Origin of the sequence: Microcystis wesenbergii FACHB-1317, from assembly GCF_014696875.1 — a bacterium.
Lineage (GTDB): Bacteria > Cyanobacteriota > Cyanobacteriia > Cyanobacteriales > Microcystaceae > Microcystis > Microcystis wesenbergii_A.
In genome coordinates this window covers 25,217-45,557 of sequence record NZ_JACJQV010000200.1, presented here as the reverse complement: position 1 = coordinate 45,557, position 20,341 = coordinate 25,217, and the positions used below count along the sequence as shown (strand labels likewise).

At 39.3% G+C, this 20,341-nt stretch carries 14 protein-coding genes; 5 read left to right on the top strand and 9 right to left on the bottom strand.

Annotated elements, in window-relative coordinates:
• From H6F92_RS20650 to H6F92_RS20625, 6 genes are all read right to left on the bottom strand, one after another.
• Positions 1-1,365: an aminotransferase family protein gene (locus H6F92_RS20650; protein ID WP_190359301.1), complete on the bottom strand. Its 1,365-nt coding sequence runs from the start codon at positions 1,363-1,365 to the stop codon at positions 1-3.
• Positions 1,362-5,756: a non-ribosomal peptide synthetase gene (locus tag H6F92_RS20645; RefSeq protein ID WP_242030213.1), complete on the bottom strand. Its 4,395-nt coding sequence runs from the start codon at positions 5,754-5,756 to the stop codon at positions 1,362-1,364. The genes H6F92_RS20650 and H6F92_RS20645 overlap by 4 nt, the downstream gene beginning before the upstream one ends.
• A gap of 58 nt (positions 5,757-5,814) precedes the next feature.
• Complete coding sequence (gene uppS / locus H6F92_RS20640; protein WP_190359299.1) at positions 5,815-6,507, bottom strand: polyprenyl diphosphate synthase; 693 nt, start codon at positions 6,505-6,507, stop codon at positions 5,815-5,817.
• Between the two features lie 65 nt (positions 6,508-6,572).
• Positions 6,573-7,565 carry an acetylserotonin O-methyltransferase gene (locus H6F92_RS20635; protein WP_242030212.1) on the bottom strand — a complete coding sequence of 331 codons (993 nt, stop codon included), beginning with the start codon at positions 7,563-7,565 and terminating at the stop codon, positions 6,573-6,575.
• 87 nt (positions 7,566-7,652) lie between these two features.
• Positions 7,653-8,225: a chorismate--pyruvate lyase family protein gene (locus H6F92_RS20630; RefSeq protein WP_190359297.1), complete on the bottom strand. Its 573-nt coding sequence runs from the start codon at positions 8,223-8,225 to the stop codon at positions 7,653-7,655.
• A gap of 277 nt (positions 8,226-8,502) precedes the next feature.
• Complete coding sequence (locus tag H6F92_RS20625; RefSeq protein WP_199308276.1) at positions 8,503-9,045, bottom strand: hypothetical protein; 543 nt, start codon at positions 9,043-9,045, stop codon at positions 8,503-8,505.
• Between the two features lie 294 nt (positions 9,046-9,339).
• Here H6F92_RS20625 and H6F92_RS20620 point away from each other — a divergent pair, with 294 nt between their 5' ends.
• The 5 genes from H6F92_RS20620 (at position 9,340) to H6F92_RS20600 (ending at position 17,221) form a co-directional block, all read left to right on the top strand.
• Positions 9,340-10,701 (top strand): AMP-binding protein, encoded by a 1,362-nt coding sequence (locus H6F92_RS20620; protein WP_265795554.1) that lies wholly within the window; start codon positions 9,340-9,342, stop codon positions 10,699-10,701.
• Between the two features lie 3 nt (positions 10,702-10,704).
• The gene (locus H6F92_RS20615) at positions 10,705-10,986 is read left to right on the top strand and encodes an acyl carrier protein (protein WP_190359295.1); all 282 of its coding nucleotides are present in this window, start codon (positions 10,705-10,707) and stop codon (positions 10,984-10,986) included.
• Positions 10,987-11,031: 45 nt separating this feature from the next.
• Complete coding sequence (locus H6F92_RS20610) at positions 11,032-12,345, top strand: coproporphyrinogen-III oxidase family protein (RefSeq protein ID WP_190359294.1); 1,314 nt, start codon at positions 11,032-11,034, stop codon at positions 12,343-12,345.
• A 133-nt stretch (positions 12,346-12,478) separates the two neighbouring features.
• Complete coding sequence (locus tag H6F92_RS20605) at positions 12,479-13,801, top strand: sulfotransferase family protein (RefSeq protein WP_190359293.1); 1,323 nt, start codon at positions 12,479-12,481, stop codon at positions 13,799-13,801.
• A 141-nt stretch (positions 13,802-13,942) separates the two neighbouring features.
• On the top strand, positions 13,943-17,221 hold the full coding sequence (locus H6F92_RS20600; protein WP_190359292.1) for a non-ribosomal peptide synthetase: 3,279 nt from the start codon (positions 13,943-13,945) through the stop codon (positions 17,219-17,221).
• 175 nt (positions 17,222-17,396) lie between these two features.
• Here the strand turns inward: H6F92_RS20600 and H6F92_RS20595 are convergent, their stop codons facing one another.
• Genes H6F92_RS20595 through H6F92_RS20585 form a run of 3 tightly spaced genes read right to left on the bottom strand, consistent with a single transcriptional unit; the run spans position 17,397 to position 20,311 of the window.
• A complete protein-coding gene (locus H6F92_RS20595) occupies positions 17,397-18,620 on the bottom strand; it encodes an SDR family oxidoreductase (RefSeq protein ID WP_190359291.1) in 1,224 nt (407 codons plus the stop codon).
• Positions 18,621-18,627: 7 nt separating this feature from the next.
• Positions 18,628-19,440 carry a hypothetical protein gene (locus tag H6F92_RS20590; RefSeq protein ID WP_190359290.1) on the bottom strand — a complete coding sequence of 271 codons (813 nt, stop codon included), beginning with the start codon at positions 19,438-19,440 and terminating at the stop codon, positions 18,628-18,630.
• A 58-nt stretch (positions 19,441-19,498) separates the two neighbouring features.
• Positions 19,499-20,311, bottom strand: coding sequence for a hypothetical protein (locus tag H6F92_RS20585; RefSeq protein ID WP_190359289.1), 813 nt, complete (start codon positions 20,309-20,311; stop codon positions 19,499-19,501).
• Positions 20,312-20,341: the final 30 nt, after the last annotated feature.

The window sequence follows — 20,341 nt, the reverse complement described above, 5'->3', positions numbered from 1 at the left end:
TTAACACACCTCAACCAATTTTAAAGAATGTTTTACTTGCTTGAAAGTTAACTCTAACTTTTCCACCAATTCATCACATTGAGTTTCTGTGATAATAAAGGGTGGCGAAATTAAGATATGGTCTCCATCGACTCCGACACCAGTACCAAACCTCCCTCTGAGGATTAATCCATTTTCTAAGCCTACTTGCATAATTTTTTCAGTGATACCCAGGGAACGAGAAAAAGGTTGATGATTGTCTCGATTTTTAACAAATTCAATTCCTATTAATAATCCTTCCCCCCGAACATCGCCTATGATTTGCTCCCGTTCAGCCAGTTTTTCTAATTGATGTTTGAGGTATTTACCCATCACTGCACATCGTTCTATTAAATTATGTTTAGCCATATAGTTCTGCACAGCTAAAGCCGCAGCACAACTAATAGGATGACCAGCATAGGTAAACAATGACAGGGGTATATTTTTAGTTGCATTGTCAAATACTTCCCGAACCTGTTGATGAACAATAACTGCACCAATGGGAGCGTACCCGCTGCTTAAGGCTTTCGTGGCTGTAATTATATCAGGAATTGCCGCCCAATGGTCAACCCCAAAGTTTTTACCCGTTCGACCAAAACCCGTGATAACTTCCTCAGAAATCCAAAGAATATCATAGAAATCACAAATTTCTCGCACTTTTTCATAATAGCCAGGAGGCGGAACAATGGCACTCCCGGCACCGCCAATAATCGGTTCAGCCACGAAAGCTGCTATGGTATCTGCTCCTTCTTGTTCGATTATTCTTGCTAGTTCATTAGCACAAGTTAATTCACAACTGGGATAGGTAAGTTTATAGGGACATTGATAACAGTGAGGTGCTTGAATATGGGGAAAATTTAAGAGGTCAAAGGGTGATAAACTTTCTCGCACAAACCTACTACCAGTCATGGCGAGAGTGGCAATTGTATGTCCGTGATAGCTATGCCAACGAGAAATAATTTTGTATTTGCTGGCTTTGCCTCGTAGTTTATGGTAATAAAGAGCTATTTGAAAAGCCATTTCATTAGCTGTTGAACCACTGGTGACAAAACCGACTCTATCCATACCTTCGGGAGCCATTGTTGTCACCACATTAGCTAACTTTTCTTGGGGTTCACTGGTAAATTGAGCCTTATGAATAAAACACAGTTGACGAGCTTGTTCTGCCATGGCATCGGCCACTTCTGTGACACCATGACCGATGGAAATAACATGAGTCCCCCCGATGGCATCTAGATAGGTTTTTCCCTCTGAATCATAAACATAAATACCTTTTCCCGATTCTGCCATTAAACAGGTATTATGCCAACGAGTTGTATTGAAAACGTGGGATTGATCGGTTTTCATTGATTGACGATTACCTCTAATAAATTTTCAAAATTTGACGCTATCCTAGCGATGGTATCCGCTTCAAACAAATCTTTTTTATACTTCCACCATAGCTTAATAACAGTTCCGGAAGGGGTATTTTTTTTCCAGAACAATACTCCTAAATCTACTCTTGCCATTGATAATTTAAGCGGTATGGGGGTGACATTCAAACCCGATAATTCTAAATGCTCTGTGGGAGCTTTTTGCAAAAAGTCTAAATACACTCTAAAAAAGCGTTTATTTCGCTCTATCGGCGGGTCAAAGGTTTTGGCGATTTGCTCAAAAGGGACATCTTGGTGAGTGATAACAGCAAGCATCTCCTGTTGAACCCGTTTTAATAGGTGGAAAAAGTGGTCATTTTCGCCAAAATCAAGTCTTAAAAGCAAGTGCTTACCAAAATCTCCCATGACAGATGCAAATTGCTGCTGATTGCTATCAATCGCTGGAACGCCGATAACGAGACTTTCCTGAGGAGCGTACTGATGGAGTAAAAGTCCAAAGGTAGTGGCGATGGTGGTAAAAAAAGTCACTTTTTGTTTCTGACTCAAAATTTCTAACTGAGTAGTCAGTTCAGGAGAAATCTCTGTTTCTAGGGTGGCCGCCTGGAAGCTTTGCACCTCTGGTAGCGGTCTGTCAGTGGGAAGATTTAAAGGTTGGGGTTCTCGACTTAACCAATGTTGCCAATAGTCGCGCCTTATTTTTAGTCCTTCTTCTGTAAGAGATTGACGTTCGGCAATCACATAATCGCCATACTGTAGGGGTAATTCGGGCAAAGGAGAAGGGCTATCAGAGAGGAAAGTATCGTAGAGAAGGCTCAATTCTGGCATTAATATTTCCGAAGATTGTTCATTGGCCAGCATCATGTGTAAACCGATCAGCAAAATATGAGACGTTTCTGACAATTGTAGTAGATTAACAAACAACCAAGGATCTTTGTCCAGAAAAACTTGTTTTTTGATTTTTTCTGCGGTTATTCTTTCTATTTCTTGCTGTTGCTCTACTTCTGAGCGGTTTCGCAGATCAATAATTTCAAGAGCTATCTTTGTGTTGGGATAGACAACCTGCCTTAAAGAACCGTTGATTTCTTCTAATTTTGTTCTTAGAATTTCATGGCGACGAATAATCTCATTAAAACTTTTTTCCAAAATAGCTATATTAAGCTTTCCTTCCAGATGGAAGTAGTTAGGTAGATAATAAAAGCTACCTAAATGACGATAATCCCAAAATCGCTCTTGAGCAAAAGAGGGCGGATAATAACGAATTTCGTCGGCAGGTTGGAGATTTGTTGCTTCAATTCTGTTAAATGTTGATGATTTTTCTGATAGACAAGTTACTAATTCAGCAATGGTGGGTGACTGAAATAGGTCAAGCATCTGCAAGTTTTTATTCAACCTTTCTTGGATTCTATTCAATAAAACAATGACCTTGAGAGAATTTCCGCCTAACTCAAAGAAGTTATCATTAATACCGATTGGCTCTAGTTGCAGAACTTCAGACCACAAGTTCGCTAATATTTCTTCTTCTCGATTACGAGGAGCTACAAAATTAGCTTTATTACTGGTTAATATATAACTCGGTTTTGCCAGTTTTGACAAGGCCAGACGGTCTATTTTATCATTAGGCGTAAGGGGCAATTTGTCTAAAATACTGATGGCATTAGGCATCATATATTCTGGCAATTTGCTTTTAATAAATTGGCTAATTTCTAATATTAATTGCTGCTTAAATTTAATCTCGATTGGATTATTGGCATAGGTAAATATATCTTCAATAGGAGAACTAATGGGAAAAATTGCTGGTTGGAATGGTGCGGATTTATGGCTAAAAACTAGATCATAATATCCTGTGGCATCGGTATTAATCCAGCTAATCTCTAGGTGATAAGGTAAGTCCTCCACAAGAGCCATTATCCGATCAATTTCTACCCCATGCTTCGGCTGCTTACCTAGCCACTGGTTTAGTTGCTTAAGTGAGTCGCTTTGATCAGCTTCTTCTAACCATTGTTGAACCTTAACTTCCTTGCTCAAACGAGCATTAGGAATACGAGAAATACCTAAATTTTTCGGTTGATCTTCAGTTAAAATACGTTTAACTTCGGCTAAGTTCAGTTGTTCTTTTTGCCAGTCTAACCAATCAATCTCTGTCAACGGTTCAACGGAAGTATTGATAGATAAAATCGCCTCGTAACGAAAGCGAGTTAATTCATTATCATAAACCCCAGTTTTGGGTTTTATTTGCACATGAGTAATTTCAGGAAATTGTTGTTGAAGTGCTAGGAAGAAAAAGGGATGTAATAACAACTCTTCTTCTGCTTGTTGTTTGCGGGTAATTCTTTCTCGCAATTGGCAGGCAAGAACATGATCATTAGCTCGATAAGCTTCTACCGAAGTACAATAGGTTGGCAAAAGGGCTAAATTACGAATATCTCCAACAAGAATATGACCTCCTTTTTTAACCCGTTTAATCAACCCTTCTAAAACTTGCAGTAGGTAGGCGGTACTGGGGAAATATTGCAGCACAGAGTTGATGATAATAGTATCAAAACTTTCTGACTCCAATCCCGCTAAGTCATCGGCGCTTCTTTCCCACAAAGTTACATGATCTAAACCGCCTATTGTTTGCTGAATTTTCCGAATATGATCTAAAGCAGGACGAGAAAAATCAAGACCTACATACTCGGAACAATCGGGGGCAACTCGAGTTAATAATAATCCCGTACCGCAGCCAACTTCTAAAACTTTTTCTGGGTGTAACTCTTGAATGCTTTCAACGGTTTTATCCACCCATTCGTGCATTTCTTCTTTGGGAATTGGCTGTCCGTCATAACTACTATCCCAACCAATAATATTAAAAGTAAGATCACTTTGAATAGGGGTTTGACTGTCAGTTTGCTGATTAACAGTTTTCCAAAGAGCCAGATATTCTTGTTGAGTTTTTTCCTGTTCTAAGGAATCCTCAGAAGTTAGATGAGGAACGACATAAGCGATTAACTGTTTATCCCCTAATTGATCTTGGCTGAGGATAACCGCCGCCGACTCAATCGCCGAGTGTTGAATCAATACGTTCTCAATTTCTCCTAGTTCTACCCGAAAACCTCGAATCTTAATTTGATTGTCAATGCGTCCTAAGTATTCAATGTCACCATCGGCTAAATAGCGACCCAAATCTCCAGTTTTATAAAGCCGTTCGGAGGGATTGAAAGGGTTATTGATAAAGTTTTCTTGGGTTAATTCTAGCTGATTGAGATAACCTCTCGCTAAACTAATACCGCCAATATATAATTCCCCTTGAGTTCCTTGGGGGACAGGCTGTAAATTCTGATCAAGAATATAGATTTGTGTCTGATTGATGGGACGACCAATAGGGACAGAGGTACAGTTTTCTGTTAATTTATAATTAGATAAATCACAATAGGTTGCTTCGACAGTGGTTTCTGTCGGTCCATAAGCGTTAATTAATTGGGGTACTCGGCGGAGTTTCCCAGTTTGTAGCATTTCTTCTATATATTGCTGCCATAGTTTGAGTTTTTCGGGTAATAAACTTTCTCCCCCCACCAATAATAATCGCACCGATTCGGGGAAGGGTTCCTTAGTTCGTGCTAATTCGGTAATTAAAGCCTGCCAAAAAGCTGTGGGTAAATCTAAGATTGTCAGTTGCCATTCTCGACACTTTTGGATAAAGCTAGAAAATGAGCTTAACATCGCCTCAGTTCGCAAAACAACCGTGCCACCAACAGTTAAGCAAGGATAAATTTCCTCGACGGCAACATCAAAACTAATCGAGGCAAATTGTAAAATTCGATCGCTTTGACTGAGATTAGCGGTAGTCTTAACCACTTCAATAAAATTAACCACAGAGCGATGTTCAATCATCACGCCCTTCGGTTTTCCGGTGGAACCTGATGTATAGATAATATAAGCGAGGTTTTCGGGGTTAACTTCAATATCGGGATTTTCTGGCTTTTCTAGGGCAATTAGCTCCCAATCTTCATCCAATTTCAGAAATTTAACTCTCTGATTGTCCCCGAATTTACCGATTAAATAACTATTGGTGATTATAAGAGATAATTGAGCATCTTGTATCATATAATCCAAGCGCTCCGGGGGATAGTCGGGGTCGAGGGGAACATAGGCGCATCCGGCTTTTAGAATAGCCAAAAGGGCCATCACCATTTCCGGGGAACGTTCCACAGATAAACCGACGAGACTTTCCGGTTTTAGCCCACATTTTTGTAAATAATGGGCCAGTTGATTGGCTTTTTGATTTAAGCTTTCATAGCTAATTTGCCGGTTTTCCCCAATCAGCGCCATAGCTTCAGGGGTGCGTTGTACCTGCTGTTCAAATAATTGATGAATAGATTGAGTCATGGGAACTAAAGAGATTTGATTTAACTCAAGGGCCATAGTTGGCTTAATTTGCTTGATCCTATTTTCCAAAGCGACGCTCGCGATTTTGAAACCAGTGGATAGCTTCTTCAATATCTGCTGGAGTTAGATCCGGAAAGAAGGTATTTGTAAAGTAGAGTTCACTATAACAACTCTGTAGGGGCATAAATCCAGATAACCGACATTCTCCAGAGGTCCGAATAATCAGATCTGGCGGCGGACAAAATTGATCCATTAGCTGATGAGGTTCGATCTCTTCAGGTTTAACCCCCTTTTCTACTAGGCGGCGGACTGCGCGGATTATCTCATCTTCACCACCGTAGTCTAGGGCAAAATTGAAGATGTGACCGGTCATTCCTTTGGTGCTATGCTCTACCTCCTCAACAATAGACAAGAGATGTTCAGGAAGGCGATCTTTTCTACCTAAGTGTCGCAACTGTACTGAGTATTCAACCGATAAGGACAATAAATTGCTGAGAAACTGACTAAAAACATCCATTAAGTTATCAACTTCGCTATCGGAACGCTTCCAGTTTTCAGTGGAGAACAGCCACAATGTTGCGGCGTAAATTTCCTTATCCCAAAGGGTTTTTAATAGGGAAGGTGCCACCTCTATAAATGCTTTTCTGTGACCTTCTTGGGGAGATAAGCCCTGATTTTTTGCCCATCTCCTGTTGCCGTCTGGAATGATGGCAATATGCTTGAGAGGTTTAGTAGAGATGTTGTTAGTCATAAAATTTTTCCTAATAAGGTTGAATTGAGTAGTTTGGCAAACAGAGCGGTATTTAAGTTTCTGGTTTAGAGTGGAGTAGCTTCAATTAAACTCTCTATAGACTGAGTATCAATAATTTTAGTTATTTGAAAGCCAGCCGTTTCTAATAATACCCTAAATTCCGATTCCGAGCGAATTTTTCCTGAACCTAGCATCCATAAATTGAGATCAGCTAAATTATCCTTCCAACGATTTTTGTGCAAAATTCGATCCACGATTAACAATCGAGAGGATGGGGCCATAGCCTGACGACAGTTTTTGAGAATTTCAAGGGCTTTTTGATCATCCCAATTGAGCAGAATTTTCTTCAATAAATAAATGTCTGCTTTAAGGAAAATGGGGTCAAAAAAGCTCCCAGGAATCAAACTACAACGGTCGATCACTCCCTCTTGTGTTAGTAGATATTTCCCCTGCTCAATACAATAGGGTTGTTCAAATAGCACCCCTTGAATCTGGGGATATTTTTGTAAAATAGCAGCCAGAAATTTTCCGTATCCTCCACCAATGTCTGCGACAATTTCCCCGACAGAAAAATCATAAGCGGCCAAAATCAGGGGGTTTTGAATTGCAGTTATATCAACCATTGCTTGATCAAAAACTTCAGCTTGATCAGAATTTTGTTGATGAAACTCTTCAATATTGACACCATACATAGACTCAAAAGCACCTTGACCTGTGATTAAACTTTGAGTCAGATTTCCCCAACTAGCATAACTTTCTTCTATTTCCGCCATCATAAAATTGCGAACAGTTCCCTGTTGCTTATCTCTTAAATAAGTTGCTAAAGCAGTGTTTTGGAAATAGTTGGGTTGGGTTTCTTCTAAAATCCCCAGACTGGTTAACGTCCGCAAAAAACGATAAAGTAAATCAGCATGAGTATTGGTTTCAGTGGCTAACTGTTGATAAGATTTTGTTTCATCTGCCAACATATCAACAATTCCTAATTTGGCGGCCGCATAAATACATTGGCTAATCTGAAAACCCCTTATCATCTGCAAGACAGTGTCTCTATCAGACATTTGCCTGGGATTTTCTCGCTGAAGATTAAACATGATTGAATGAGCAAAGTTGAGATGGTTGTTAATGGAATGACTCTGGAGATATTTTTAGACGAAATAACTCTCAGGAAATTTTTCTGTAATCATCATAATCGGTTGCTTCTGGGAGAAAACACGATAGGTACGAGAAAAAAGTTTTTCTTCTGGACTGATTTTAAAATCCTCAGCCAAATCCCCCGCAGGTTCTTGAGATAAATCAACGATTTCCTTAAAGGTTTCCATCCGATTTTCTAACCAAAGCTTACCAATGGGTTTTCCTGAATTGATTAATTCGTCTTGAAACTTGGTGTCTAGTCTATCAATAACAATAATAGACTCGGCATAAACTAATTTTTTTTTGCTGACTGTACTGCAAAGAAATATTTTTCTTTTGATAATTTTGCTACCTTTTTCAAGATCTAAAACCGGCAACTCTTCCTCTAAATATACCGCTTCTTCAGACAGTTTAACAATTGACATTTTTTCCAACAAATAAATCTCTAAAATGTCGGTCAGAGTCCCATCGGTTATTAAAATGATTCGCTGGAGTGTGCTTAACTCCGAAAGATTAAGAGGGGTTTTGCTAAAACTATTTTTTAGCAACTCGATTTTACACCGACTCGCTGGTTTCGCTGGCATCATGGCACAATTCCTTAATTTGCTTGATAGAGAGAGATTTATAAAGTTAGCCCATCGATAATTAGTGGATTGATTTCCTCGGAAAAAGACGAACAAATTGATTGTATCTTTTATTGCGCTTTAGCTGGGGATGGGCAGCCAAAGCGCAGTGAGGAATAAAACCCTCTTTCTCCATTTCCTCTGTGTGGATAACAAAACAGAGAACAAATTAATCTATCTTCATCAAATTCAAATAAGGACTGTGAGCCTTTGAAATGAAAGGATAAATTAATTTAAATTATCATTCGGCAATTTCAATTTTTTGAGGGGAACCAATATCCTCAGACACAACTTCCACCGACTCTATTTGCTGTTTGAGCTTCAGTTTCAGTCCTTGCGTAATCGGTAAACCTTCAACTTCTTTGATTAAGTCTTCCTGAGCTTCCTGTTTACGACGATCTTTATAGATAGCGGCAAGAACCGCTTCAATTCCATAGTTTGTCAAGACATCTCCCACAACAGTGGTCAGACTAAGCAGTCCTAATCCGCCGAAAACGCCAAGGGGACCCCCTAAAGTGGCCAGAGCGAAGGCAATGGGATAAGTGGTAGCTCCCGAGGTGGATACCGTGACCACGAGAATTACGCCGGGGAGTCCCAAAGAACCAATTCTCTTGGCTACTTCGTCCAAAGAAACCCCCCAGTATGCCAGTTTTTTGCTGATTTCAACAGGGGCAAGCTTTAGTTTTTTGCCGATTTCCTCCCAAGAAAATTCCGAAGCGGCAGCCTGTTCGTTAACATTCTGGGATGAAGATTCAGCAGCAGCTTGTTCGTTAACTTCGTCCATGAGAAACTCCTAAAAATCAATCTCCCGGAGTCTAACACACTTTGACCGAGGGATAAACCTATTTTAAAAATCCTTGACAATTCGTAAATATTCTGATTGACTGATAGCACTTGCAATGCCTACACAGCAGACCAACGGCCGACAAAATTAGCCAATTCTCAATAGCGTTTGAGCTGCGTTTCCCCTGATTTCTCCCGCCACTACCTCACCCCCATGTAACCTTCCATACCAATGTAAATGTTGAACAGCTTATTTATAGCCCGCATCCCCTCCCTAAACTTATGTCGATCAAACGTGCTTACTGATGGATGTTTAACCTATTCTTGGCAAGATGTTGGGGAAATATTTGACAATTTGTCAAGCTTCTTCAGGCAAGAAAAAATCGATCATTCAGACTGCTTGTCCCTAGAGTGTGAAAATTCTCTTCCCAGTGCTTTAACTCTGCTATTTCTGCTAGAAAAGGGCTATAGTTTCTTTTTGCATCCTCAGTCAAACTCGTCCTCTATTATTCCTGAATTTTGTCGCTATTGTCTCACTCCCAAACTAGAAAAAACTGACAGTTTAGATCAGATTGCCAATTGGCTGAAAATTACCGAAAATCATCAATATAAAACTATCGATGATAAGGGTAAAAGGCTATATATGAGGACTTCTGGGAGTACGGGAACACCAAAAATAGTGGTTCATTCTCAGACCAAATTGCTAGAAAATGTGCTTAACTGTGTGGAAAGATTGAGATTAAATTCAGAGGCGAGAGTAGCGATTCCAGTCCCGATTTATCATCTCTATGGTTTAGGGGCTGCTTTTCTTCCTAGTGTGGCTGTTGGGGCCTCTATTGATTTACAGAAAGGTGCTAACCTTTTACGCTATCTTCAGAGAGAGAAAGACTTTAATCCTAATGTTGCTTTTATGACTCCTAGCTTTTGTGAAACCTTAGTTAAAGGCAGAAAATCAGCCAGAGAGTATAAATTAACAGTAGTTGCGGGAGATCTGATCAAAGAAAACACTTTTATTAAATATGAAGAGAATTTCGGCCCCCTAGTGAAGTTATATGGCAGCACCGAAATGGGGGTAATTGCCGCAGGTAATCCCCAAGAAGAACCATCCCTCCGTTGTCAAACGGTCGGTTTACCTATGCCAGGTGTCCGATTGCAACTTAATAAATCTTTAAACTCGGAAATGTCAGAAGTTGGGGAAATTTGCTGTCAGCATCCCCTAGGTTTTGATGGTTATGTGGATCCGGCAGGAGTGCCGCTGATGTCAACAAATTCCGATGATTGGTTCCCTACTAAAGACTTAGGTAAGCTACATTTAGACGGTCATCTAGAAGTTTGGGGAAGATGCGATCGCAGTATTAACCGGGATGGTCTATTGGTCTTGTTTTCTGACATCGAGAAAAATATGGAAACCCTAGGGGAAATTGAAGCGGTTGCGGTTCAATGCCATGGAGAGAGTCAAAGAGGCAAAGGTATAGTCGCTTTTTGTGTGTTGACAAAAGGGAGTCATCTATCTGAGAATGAAATCAGAGAATTGTGCTTTGATATACTACCGAAAAGAGCGATTCCAGACCGCATTGTCACTTTGAAAACCTTACCGATGTTACCTAACGGGAAGATCGATCATCAGCAATTAGTCAGTTTTTTACCCAAAGCTTAGAAAATGGCGACAAATATTTTAAATCAACTCAAGACAATTATTGCCGAACAACTGGATGTCAATCTCAAAATCGAGGAAATTGACGAAACTGCCTCCCTATTTGAAGACGGGTTAGGATTGGATTCCATAGCAGTAGTTGAGTTAATTGCTTTGACCGAACAACATTTCGAGGTTGAGTTTGCGGAATCGGATTTAAATCTAGAATCCTTTAGTAATCTTAACGTTTTAGCTAGTTGCATTGCTCAGAAAATGCCAGCAAGTGAACAAATAATAGTCACAGCTTGATCTAGAGTTAACGCAATCTAAATAAAAATACCCTGGTCAAAAATCATGACTTTAACCATCGAACTTCCGAAAACCCAAACGCCGCAACGTTTACCCTTAAACCCTAACTATCCCCCCTTTCGCCAGTGGAAAGCAGGGGTAATCGCCGAAAAACTAGAAGAACAGCCAATCTGTCTCTATGTTCATATCCCCTTTTGTACTCAACGCTGTGCTTTTTGTTACTACAAAACCGTTGACCTAAAAGAGAGCCAAGTACAGGCCTATGTAGATACGCTTTGCCAAGAAATTAAACTCGTTTCCGAAAGATTCAATTTGAAAAACCGACGGATTCAGGCGGTTTATTTTGGCGGAGGAACTCCCACTACCTTAACCGGAAACCAGTTAGTCCAAGTTGTCGAGAATTTACGGGAAAATTTCTCCTACTTTGAAGAAAAGAAACAGTTTTCCGTAGAAGCAGAACCCTTGAGTGTTTCCCCATCAAAAATGAGGGTACTCAAAGAATTAGGGGTAAATCGCCTGAGTTTAGGTGTTCAATCTTTTAATGATCAAATCATCAAACTGAGTGGCAGAGGTCATGACGAAAAACAAGCTTATCGAGCGATCGATGTGGCCCAAAACGCTGGCGAGGGTCAATGGTCAATTAATATTGACCTGTTGAGTGGACTAGCGGGAGAAACTCTAGAAACTTGGCAAGAAAGCTTAGAATGCGCTCTAAAAACCGGAGTAGAAAGCATCACCGTTTATAAAATGGAAGCTTTTGCCAATACCCAAGTATTTGATCAAGGGGTTCGCCAAGAAATTATAGAATTGCCATCAGCAGAGCTAGAAATGCAGTTTATGCAGTTGGCCATGGAACGCTTTGCCCAAGCAAACTATAATCCCTGGAGTCACTTCACTTATGTTAAAAATGACAGCGATTTGGCCACAAGTACCAAACAATATCGCAGTGAATACATTTTTAATATTTGGCACGGAATGGAGTTTTATGGACTGGGAGTCTCTGCTTTTGGCTGTTTAGGGGATTCTCTGTTACAAAATACTGGCGATATGGAAAAATATGCGACCCTTCTGGCCCAAGGAGAACTACCCTTATCTCGCGGGTATAAGCTGACTAGCTTGGACCGGATGGTGCGGGAAGTTTTACTAGGAATCAAGACATTACGTTTTGATTTAATTGCATTTCAGCAAAGACATGGGTTTAAATTACAATCCCTTTGCGCGGAAACTTTGTTCGCACTTGAAAGAGATGATTTTGTCACCGTATCTACCCAAGAAATTGAATTAACCCCTAAGGGGATTCTTTATGGGGACTATGTGGGCGAAACTTTAGCAGCATCTCTCAAAAAACTCAAAAGTTAGTAAGTAGGTAGGTGTTAAAAATTGTCAATTTCCCCCCTGAGTAAGGGGTTCTGACCCCCTTACTCAGTTAAAATCTAGAAACTGGATAATCGCTAACTAATAATTGTTCATTGTTGAAAATGACCAGGATGAGATGTGCAGAACAAACAGTTTAGCTCAGGTCACACTTAATGATTTACCCGTGCTTACTGATGCGGAAATTGAAGAGCAAGTAGCCGCTATTTATGGTCTTCTTGAAAATTGCTCCCTTCCCCAGGGACAACTAGAGCAACTGACCGAAAAACTGGCAGAATTTCAAAGCCAATGGCAATCGGTTTTTACCAAATTTGGACAAAACTATCGAGGAGAATTAGCCTATCGAGATTTAATCGGGGAATTTAGCCGAAAAATTGCACCATTATTACAAAAATGGCTATCTTCATCCGTGGCAATCCAAGAGATAATTAATCCTATTACTTCCATGCTTTCAACCCTATCCCCTTCCCCACCCCTGAGGGGAAAAGATGGCGAGATGCTTTCTCTGATGCAGAGAAAGCGTTTGTTAATTGCCAGAAAACAGCACCAATCTCAGCTAGAAGTAGAAGATAAAAACCTCTCAATCCCAGAGTTTGAAAAGCCGATTTTTATTGTTTCTGCACCCAGAGCAGGAAGTAGTTTATTGTTTGAAACCCTGGCTAAATTCCCCGATTTATGGACAATTGGAGATGAAAGTCACGAAATTATCGAAGGAATACCCGCTTTACATCCGGCCGCACGCAATTTTAGCTCTAACCGCTTGGATGAAGGTGATGCTACCCCAGAAATTAGCGCAACTCTGAGAAAAGGTTTTACCCAACAATTACAAAATCGGGAGGGGGTAAAATATTTAAACATTGCTGAAAATGAGCGTCCTAGCAAAATTCGTTTTTTAGAAAAAACGCCGAAAAATGCCCTAAGAGTTCCTTTCTTAAAGACTTTATTTCCCGATGCTCTCTTTATCTATCTTTATCGAGATGCTAAGGAAAATATTAGTAGTTTGTTAGAAGGATGGCGATCGCATCGTTTTATTGCCTATCAACCCTTACCCGGTTGGGAGCATAGTCAGTGGAGTTTTCTGCTCGTACCCGGTTGGTCATCTCTCCAGGAATCCGCTCTGGTAGAAATTGCCGCCTATCAGTGGAAAATGGCTAATTCCTACCTCATAGAAGACCTTCAGTCCCTCAACCCTTCCTGTTGGTGTCCGGTCAATTATCGCGACTTAGTTGAACATCCCGGGCAAACTATTAATCATATTGCCCAATTTGCCCAACTAGAGCAAGACCAACAAATCGAGCAAATTCTCTCTCAACCCTTACCCATCGCTCAAAGAACCCTATCTGCTCCTAGACAGGAAAAATGGCGCAAACATGAACGGGAATTGGCCACAGTGTTACCAGACTTAGAAAACATAATTGATTTTTTGCAGTATCTTAAGTAGGTAGGTATTGAAAACTTTCAGATGCCCCCCTTATTAAGGGGGGACTAAGGGGGGATCGGCACCCCCCTTATTAAGGGGGGACTAAGGGGGGATCAAACCTAAAATCCATTTTTAATTTAATTATAACCAGCTACTTAAATCATGATTGAAGTACAATTACAGCCAATTGAGGAGAATTTTAGGGCAGAAAATTATTCTTATTCCACCACAATTCATCAATTATTTGAAACCCAGGTGGAGAAGACCCCTAATCAGATTGCGGTAAGTTTTGAGGATTCCTCCTTAACCTATAAGCAGTTAAATGACCGCGCTAACCAAATCGCCCATTATTTAATTGAATTAGGAGTAAAACCCGAACAATTAATAGGAATCTGTGTTGAGCGTTCCCTAGAAATGATCATCGGGGTTTTAGGTGTTCTCAAAGCGGGAGGAGGTTATGTACCCCTCGATCCTGCTTACCCCAAAGAACGGCTAAAATTCATCCTAGAAGATGCCGATATATCTATCTTATTGACACAGGAAAAACCCCTTATAAATCTACCCCTTGACCAGATAAAAGTAATTTTTCTCAATAAAGATCAGTCCCTAGTTCAACAAAGTCAAGAAAACCCTAAAACTACTGTAAACTCCGACAACTTAGCCTATATCCTCTATACTTCTGGCTCCACGGGACTACCCAAGGGGGTTTTAATTACTCATAAAGGAGTAGTTAATTTAGTTCAAACAGAAATTAAACTATTTAATTTAGATACCTCAAGTCGTGTTCTGCAATTTGCTTCCTTAAATTTTGATGCTTCCGTTTCGGAAATCTTCACCGCTATTTCTTCGGGAGCGCAACTTTGTCTAGGAAATTCTAACTCCTTACTTCCGGGAGACAACTTGCTTAATTTTCTGCAAAAAAAAGCTATTACCCATGCACAAATTCCCCCATCAGTATTAGCCGTCCTCCCTCAAGCACCCTTAAAACACCTACAGGTATTAATTGTCGGCGGAGAAGCTTGTCCCCCTGCCTTGATGGCCCAGTGGTCAATGGGAAGACGCTTTTTTAATGCCTATGGCCCCACCGAGGCCACCGTTGATGCCACCATAGCAGAATGTAGCCCTGATAGTCCCTTAACCATCGGTCGTCCTCTTGCCAATACGCAAGCTTATATCCTCGACCAGTCTCTCAAAAAAGTGGCTGTGGGGGTTGCGGGAGAATTACATATTGGGGGAGTAGGTTTAGCTAGGGGATATCTCAATCGTCCCGAATTAACTGCGGCAAAATTTATTCCCCATCCTTTTGATGATAATCCATCGGCGAAGTTATACAAAACCGGCGATTTAGCCCGTTATCTTCCCGATGGTAATATTGAATGGTTAGGGCGTATAGACTTTCAAGTTAAAATTCGCGGTTTAAGAATTGAATTAGGAGAAATTGAAGGTATCTTAAACGAAAATACCGCCATTCACCAAGCGGTAGTCATTGTCCGTCAAGAGCAGTTAAATGATCCTCAATTAATCGCTTATGCTGTTATTAATCCCACCGTTAAAGTCGAGCAAGTTCTCGCTCAATGGCGCGACTATCTAAAAGAAAAGTTACCCCATTATATGATTCCCCGGGCATTAGTAATTTTAGAGAAAATGCCTTTGACCCCTAATGATAAAGTTGACCGTGTAGCTTTAGCTAAATTGCCTCTAAATTATGACACTTCTCGTCTGGTTACACCGCCAAGAAATCCAGAAGAAGAACTATTAACTGCAATTTGGGCAGAGGTTTTGGAATTAGAAAAAGTAGGAATTGATGAGAACTTTTTTGAATTGGGGGGACATTCCCTTAAAGTTATTGCCCTCTGTAAGAAGCTAGAGTCTCACTTTGAAAAAAAGTTTGCTGTAGAAACTATTCTTGATGCTGCAACGGTGGCCGAATTTGCCGATTATTTACGGAAAAATCATCCAGAACTAATCGAAAAAATTGATAAAATAAAATTTAATGAGGTAATTAATCCCTTAATCATAGACGAGGATTTTATTGCCGATTCTTCCCCAAAAATTGATTCCTTATCTGGCTGTCCTTATTTTCCCTTATCTTTGACTCAACAGAAAAGATGGGCCTATGAAAAATCCAATACAGTCATCCATTTTTCAGGTAATTTTAGACGACACTACCTTAAAGGAAACCTCAATTTAGCAGCTTTAACAGCCAGCTTGAATGAGATTATCTATCGCCATCAAATATTGCGTGTCACCTTTCGAGAAGTCAACGGTTCCCCCGTTCAGTTAATTAACCCCTACACCGAAAAAACCCTACCCATAATTGATTTACAACCCTGGCCAGAGAACCAAAAAAATGAGGAATTAGCAAGATTATTACAAGAGATTATTCATCAACCCTTTGACTTGATTAATGGCCCTTTAATCAGACTGATATTAATTCGTTTGGATGACAAAGATCACATTCTCCTCACTCACATCCATGATATTATTATAGATAATTCATCCTTGACGCTCTTTTTTAAAGAATTGGAGCTACTTTATCAGGCTTTTGTCTTAGGTAATTCCTCCCCTTTACCTCCCTTACCTATCCAGTATGTTGATTATGTTCAATGGCAACTAAAGTCCTTTAGTTCTCAACTAATTGAACCGAAAATTAACCACTATAAACGTATTTTAGAAGCCGGAGAGCCACCAACCTTAAAAATTCCCCCACACCCGATTTTGCCGTCTAAATCTAACGATAAATTATCCGATTCATCGGTTTCAAGTCTAGGGACTAATTTTGATTTTGAAATTCCTAGGGATTTCACAGAGAAATTAAACATCCTCTGTCAAGAGCAAAGAATCACTTTATTTATGACTGCACTAACAGCCTTTGCTGTTTTACTCTATAGCTATAGTGGCTGTGAAGATATTATCATCCGCGCTCCCCGTGACGCTCGTAATCATCCACACCTGAAGCCTCTAATTGGTCTAATTAGTAATGTAATGTTGCTCCGGGTTAATTTAAGTGGTAATCCTACTGTTAAAGAGTTACTAACGCGAGTGCGAAGGGTAGTATTAGAAGCTTTAGAGTATCAAGATATTCCCTTTGAGCATTTAGCAAAAGTTATCAAACCAGAATATCGCCTTGATAATTCTAGTTTTAAAGCAGTTATTGCGGTTTTGTCAGAGTCCCCCGAAGAAGAATTTAAACTACCGGGGTTAGAGGTGAAATCTTGGGAAATGGAAGAGTTTGAGGTTAGGCCCGACTTAGAGTTAATACTCTGGGAAAATAAAACTTCCCCAAAACCCTCTCTTAAGGGTTGGTGGCAATATAAAAAAGATTATTTTGAGTTTGATTCAATGACTCAAATTAACCGAGATTTCATGCAGATATGGTCGGAAATTGTTACGAATCCTCATCGGCCAATTACTATCTTCCAAAATCTTAAAAATATATAGCAGCCCTTACACAACTTTGTGCCTATCTATGATAGCTTGTAGGTTGGGTTGAGCGATTTAATACTGGCAACAAAACTGCTCGAGGCAATGGTTTGAGTGAAACCCAACATTCTTAAAGACATCGGTGCAGTTGGGTTTCGCTCCAGCGTCGATAATATTTGACAGACAAGAGTTATTATTGCTTAACCCAACCTACGGCTATGATAGGGGGAAAATAGCCAACTTTCTGAAAGTAAGAAAAATATAAACTGAGCAATTTTTCATCAATAACGGGACAGGAGATAGATAGCTCTGTTAATTCTATCAATGTTCGAGTTGCGTCAAATTCTAGCTTATCAGAAGAAAATAGTTTTGACAGTTTCAAAAGCAGTAATAAAGATGAATATACTTTATTCTTGGGAGACTGGGACAATTGATATTTTAATTCGGCATAAAAATTATCATAATCAACTTTTTCTAAGGAATAGCCTAAAAGTTGAAGAGAATTAAAGAAAGTTTCCCAGAAAATTAGCTGAGAATTAATTAAATGAAATACTTGCCCAGCATGGTTTTTTTGCTGGGATAAACCGACAATTGCCTGACTGACATAATCAACGGGAACGATATCTATTTGTGTGTTTAAATCGGGGAATTTTTTTAATTGAATACAACCCTTTAGCAAAATACACAGGAAATCTTGGAAATTACCGTTAATCCCCGTTTTACTATTCCCGATAATTCTTGAAGGACGATAAATACAAGCAGGTAATCCCCTTTTTTGTGCGACCATCACTAATTGTTCTGCCACCCATTTACTTTGGCGATAACCTCCTTGCAGATTAACAAAATTAGGGCTATCCATTTCAGTGATTCTGCCAATTTCCTCCTGATTATCACCGAGAAAAACCCCAAGAGTCGAAACAAAATGAACGGGTTTAGTTTGCTCCCTACTAGCTAATCTTAGCACTTCTTGCGTCCCCAAGACATTTACCGGTTTTAAAGTAGAATAGGGACGAGCAGAGTTAACCCAAGCTCCATTGTGATAAATAATATCAATTATTGCCGCTAATCCCTCAAATGCTAATTGAGAAAGACCGAATAAAGGTTTCCCTAAATCTCCAATAATAGGAATAATACGAGAATTAAAATCATCTTGCCAAAGAGAATAAAACTCTAAGTTTTTTTGAAGACGATTTTTTCCCTCTTCTATATTAGAACAGCGAACTAAACAATAAATATCTGCGCTGGTTTTCTGGAGAAGTTCTTCGAGTAAATAAGCTCCAAGAAAACCAGTTGCTCCTGTCAATAAGATAGCTTTTGGCTCTAGTACATTCTTGGAAAGCGATTGCTCAAATTGAATCGAGGAATCCAAATTTACTTCCGCTTTCAGGTCTAACTGTTGAGTCACAGGTTTAGTCATGTGTTTTTTAAATCCCTTCTAAAGCAACCTGACGAATAAGTTCGGCATCGGAGAGATAGGGAAATCTTTGCCAAAAACGAGACCATGTTACTAAATATATCTCTTGTTCTTCTTGAGGCAATCGCTTAAGTTTCTCCTCAAATATATTTTTATAACGGTCTATTTCTGCTTTTAAATAATGGTGTGCTTTCTCTCCATAGAACTTTTGAAACATCCAGTAGGTATTGTAACTACCTGATGCTATATCCTTTTTGTAGGAACGAAAATCATCATTAAATTCTATTAAAACTTCTAGAGGTGACATCAGATCAAAAATTTCACTTCGGTAGGGTTTACCTGAAATTTGAACGAGAGCAGAGTGTAGAATCCTCAAATCAGAAGACCTTAGTTCAGAAGCAAGAAGTAAGTCCTCATAAGTTATTTTTTCAGAAGCAATTAGCTGACCTTCTAATTCAATATATTTACCTAAGTTGTCTGCTTGTGCTAAAATTGCGGAGCCTTCTACACCAAGTTCATATAACAGAGATTCAATAATTTTTTTTCTGGCATCCCAAGGAGAAACTTGAGTTAATAGTGAGCCATCTTTTTGATTACTCTCTTCTAGTTCTACATCAGTTTCGTAGATCAGATATTCAATAAATGCTAACAGTGGATAAAATTCAAAAAATTCATCATCAGAAATGTCATAAATTGGACAATATATCTTAAAAAACGGCTTTAAAACTGAAGTAGCTTTATAGATACTATAATAGGAAATATAAGGGATTTGACTAACGGTTTTTTTTCTTTCAATTATCCCAGGGGACATTTGCGGGTTCATTTTAGTTTCTCCTTTTTGAATTTTTAAACAAATAAGTTTGTACAGTCAAATAACAGGTTTAAACCCCTTCTAAAATAGCTTGACGAAGAAGTTCAGCACTAGAGAAATAGGGAAATACATTTTGCCATAAACGAGACCATTTTGCTGAATAAACTTCTTGTTCTCGTTCAGATAATCGTTTCAGGGTTGCCTCAAATAGCTTACTGTAACGGTCTATTTCTGCCTTTAAATAATGCTGTGCTTCCTCTCCATACAATTTCTGAAACATCCAGTAGGTATTATAATTACCTGCTGCCCTATCCTCTTGATAGGAACGAAAATCATCATGAAATTCTAGCAGAATATGTATAGGTGACATAATCTCAAAAATTTCATCTCTATAAGGTTTACCTGACATAGCAATCAAGGTACAGTGGAGAATTAACTCGTCAGAAGACCGCAATTCAGAAGCACGAATTACGTCTTCTAATGTGATCTTTTCAGAGGTTAATAGCTTACTTTCCAATTCGATGTATTTCCCTAAATTATCCATTTGATTTAAAATCCTAGGATCTTCTAAATCAAATTCCTGTAAAAAAGATCGAATGATGATTTTTTTAGAATCCCATAGAGAAGACTGACTTGATGGGCTGCTATCCCTTTGATTGCTTTCCATCTCTGTATCAGTTTCATAGACAAGGTATTCAATAAACGCTAAAAGCGGATAATATTCAAAAAACTCATCTAGTGAAATATGATAAATCGGGCAATAATGCTTGAATATGAATTTGAGACTGGGAGTAGCTTTGTATATACTACGATAGGAAATATAATGATTGCGACTGATGGGGTGTTTGCTTTTAAATCTCTCAAGATTTGCTTGTAAGTCCATTTTTGGGTTTCCTTATTTTAAGTCGTGGAA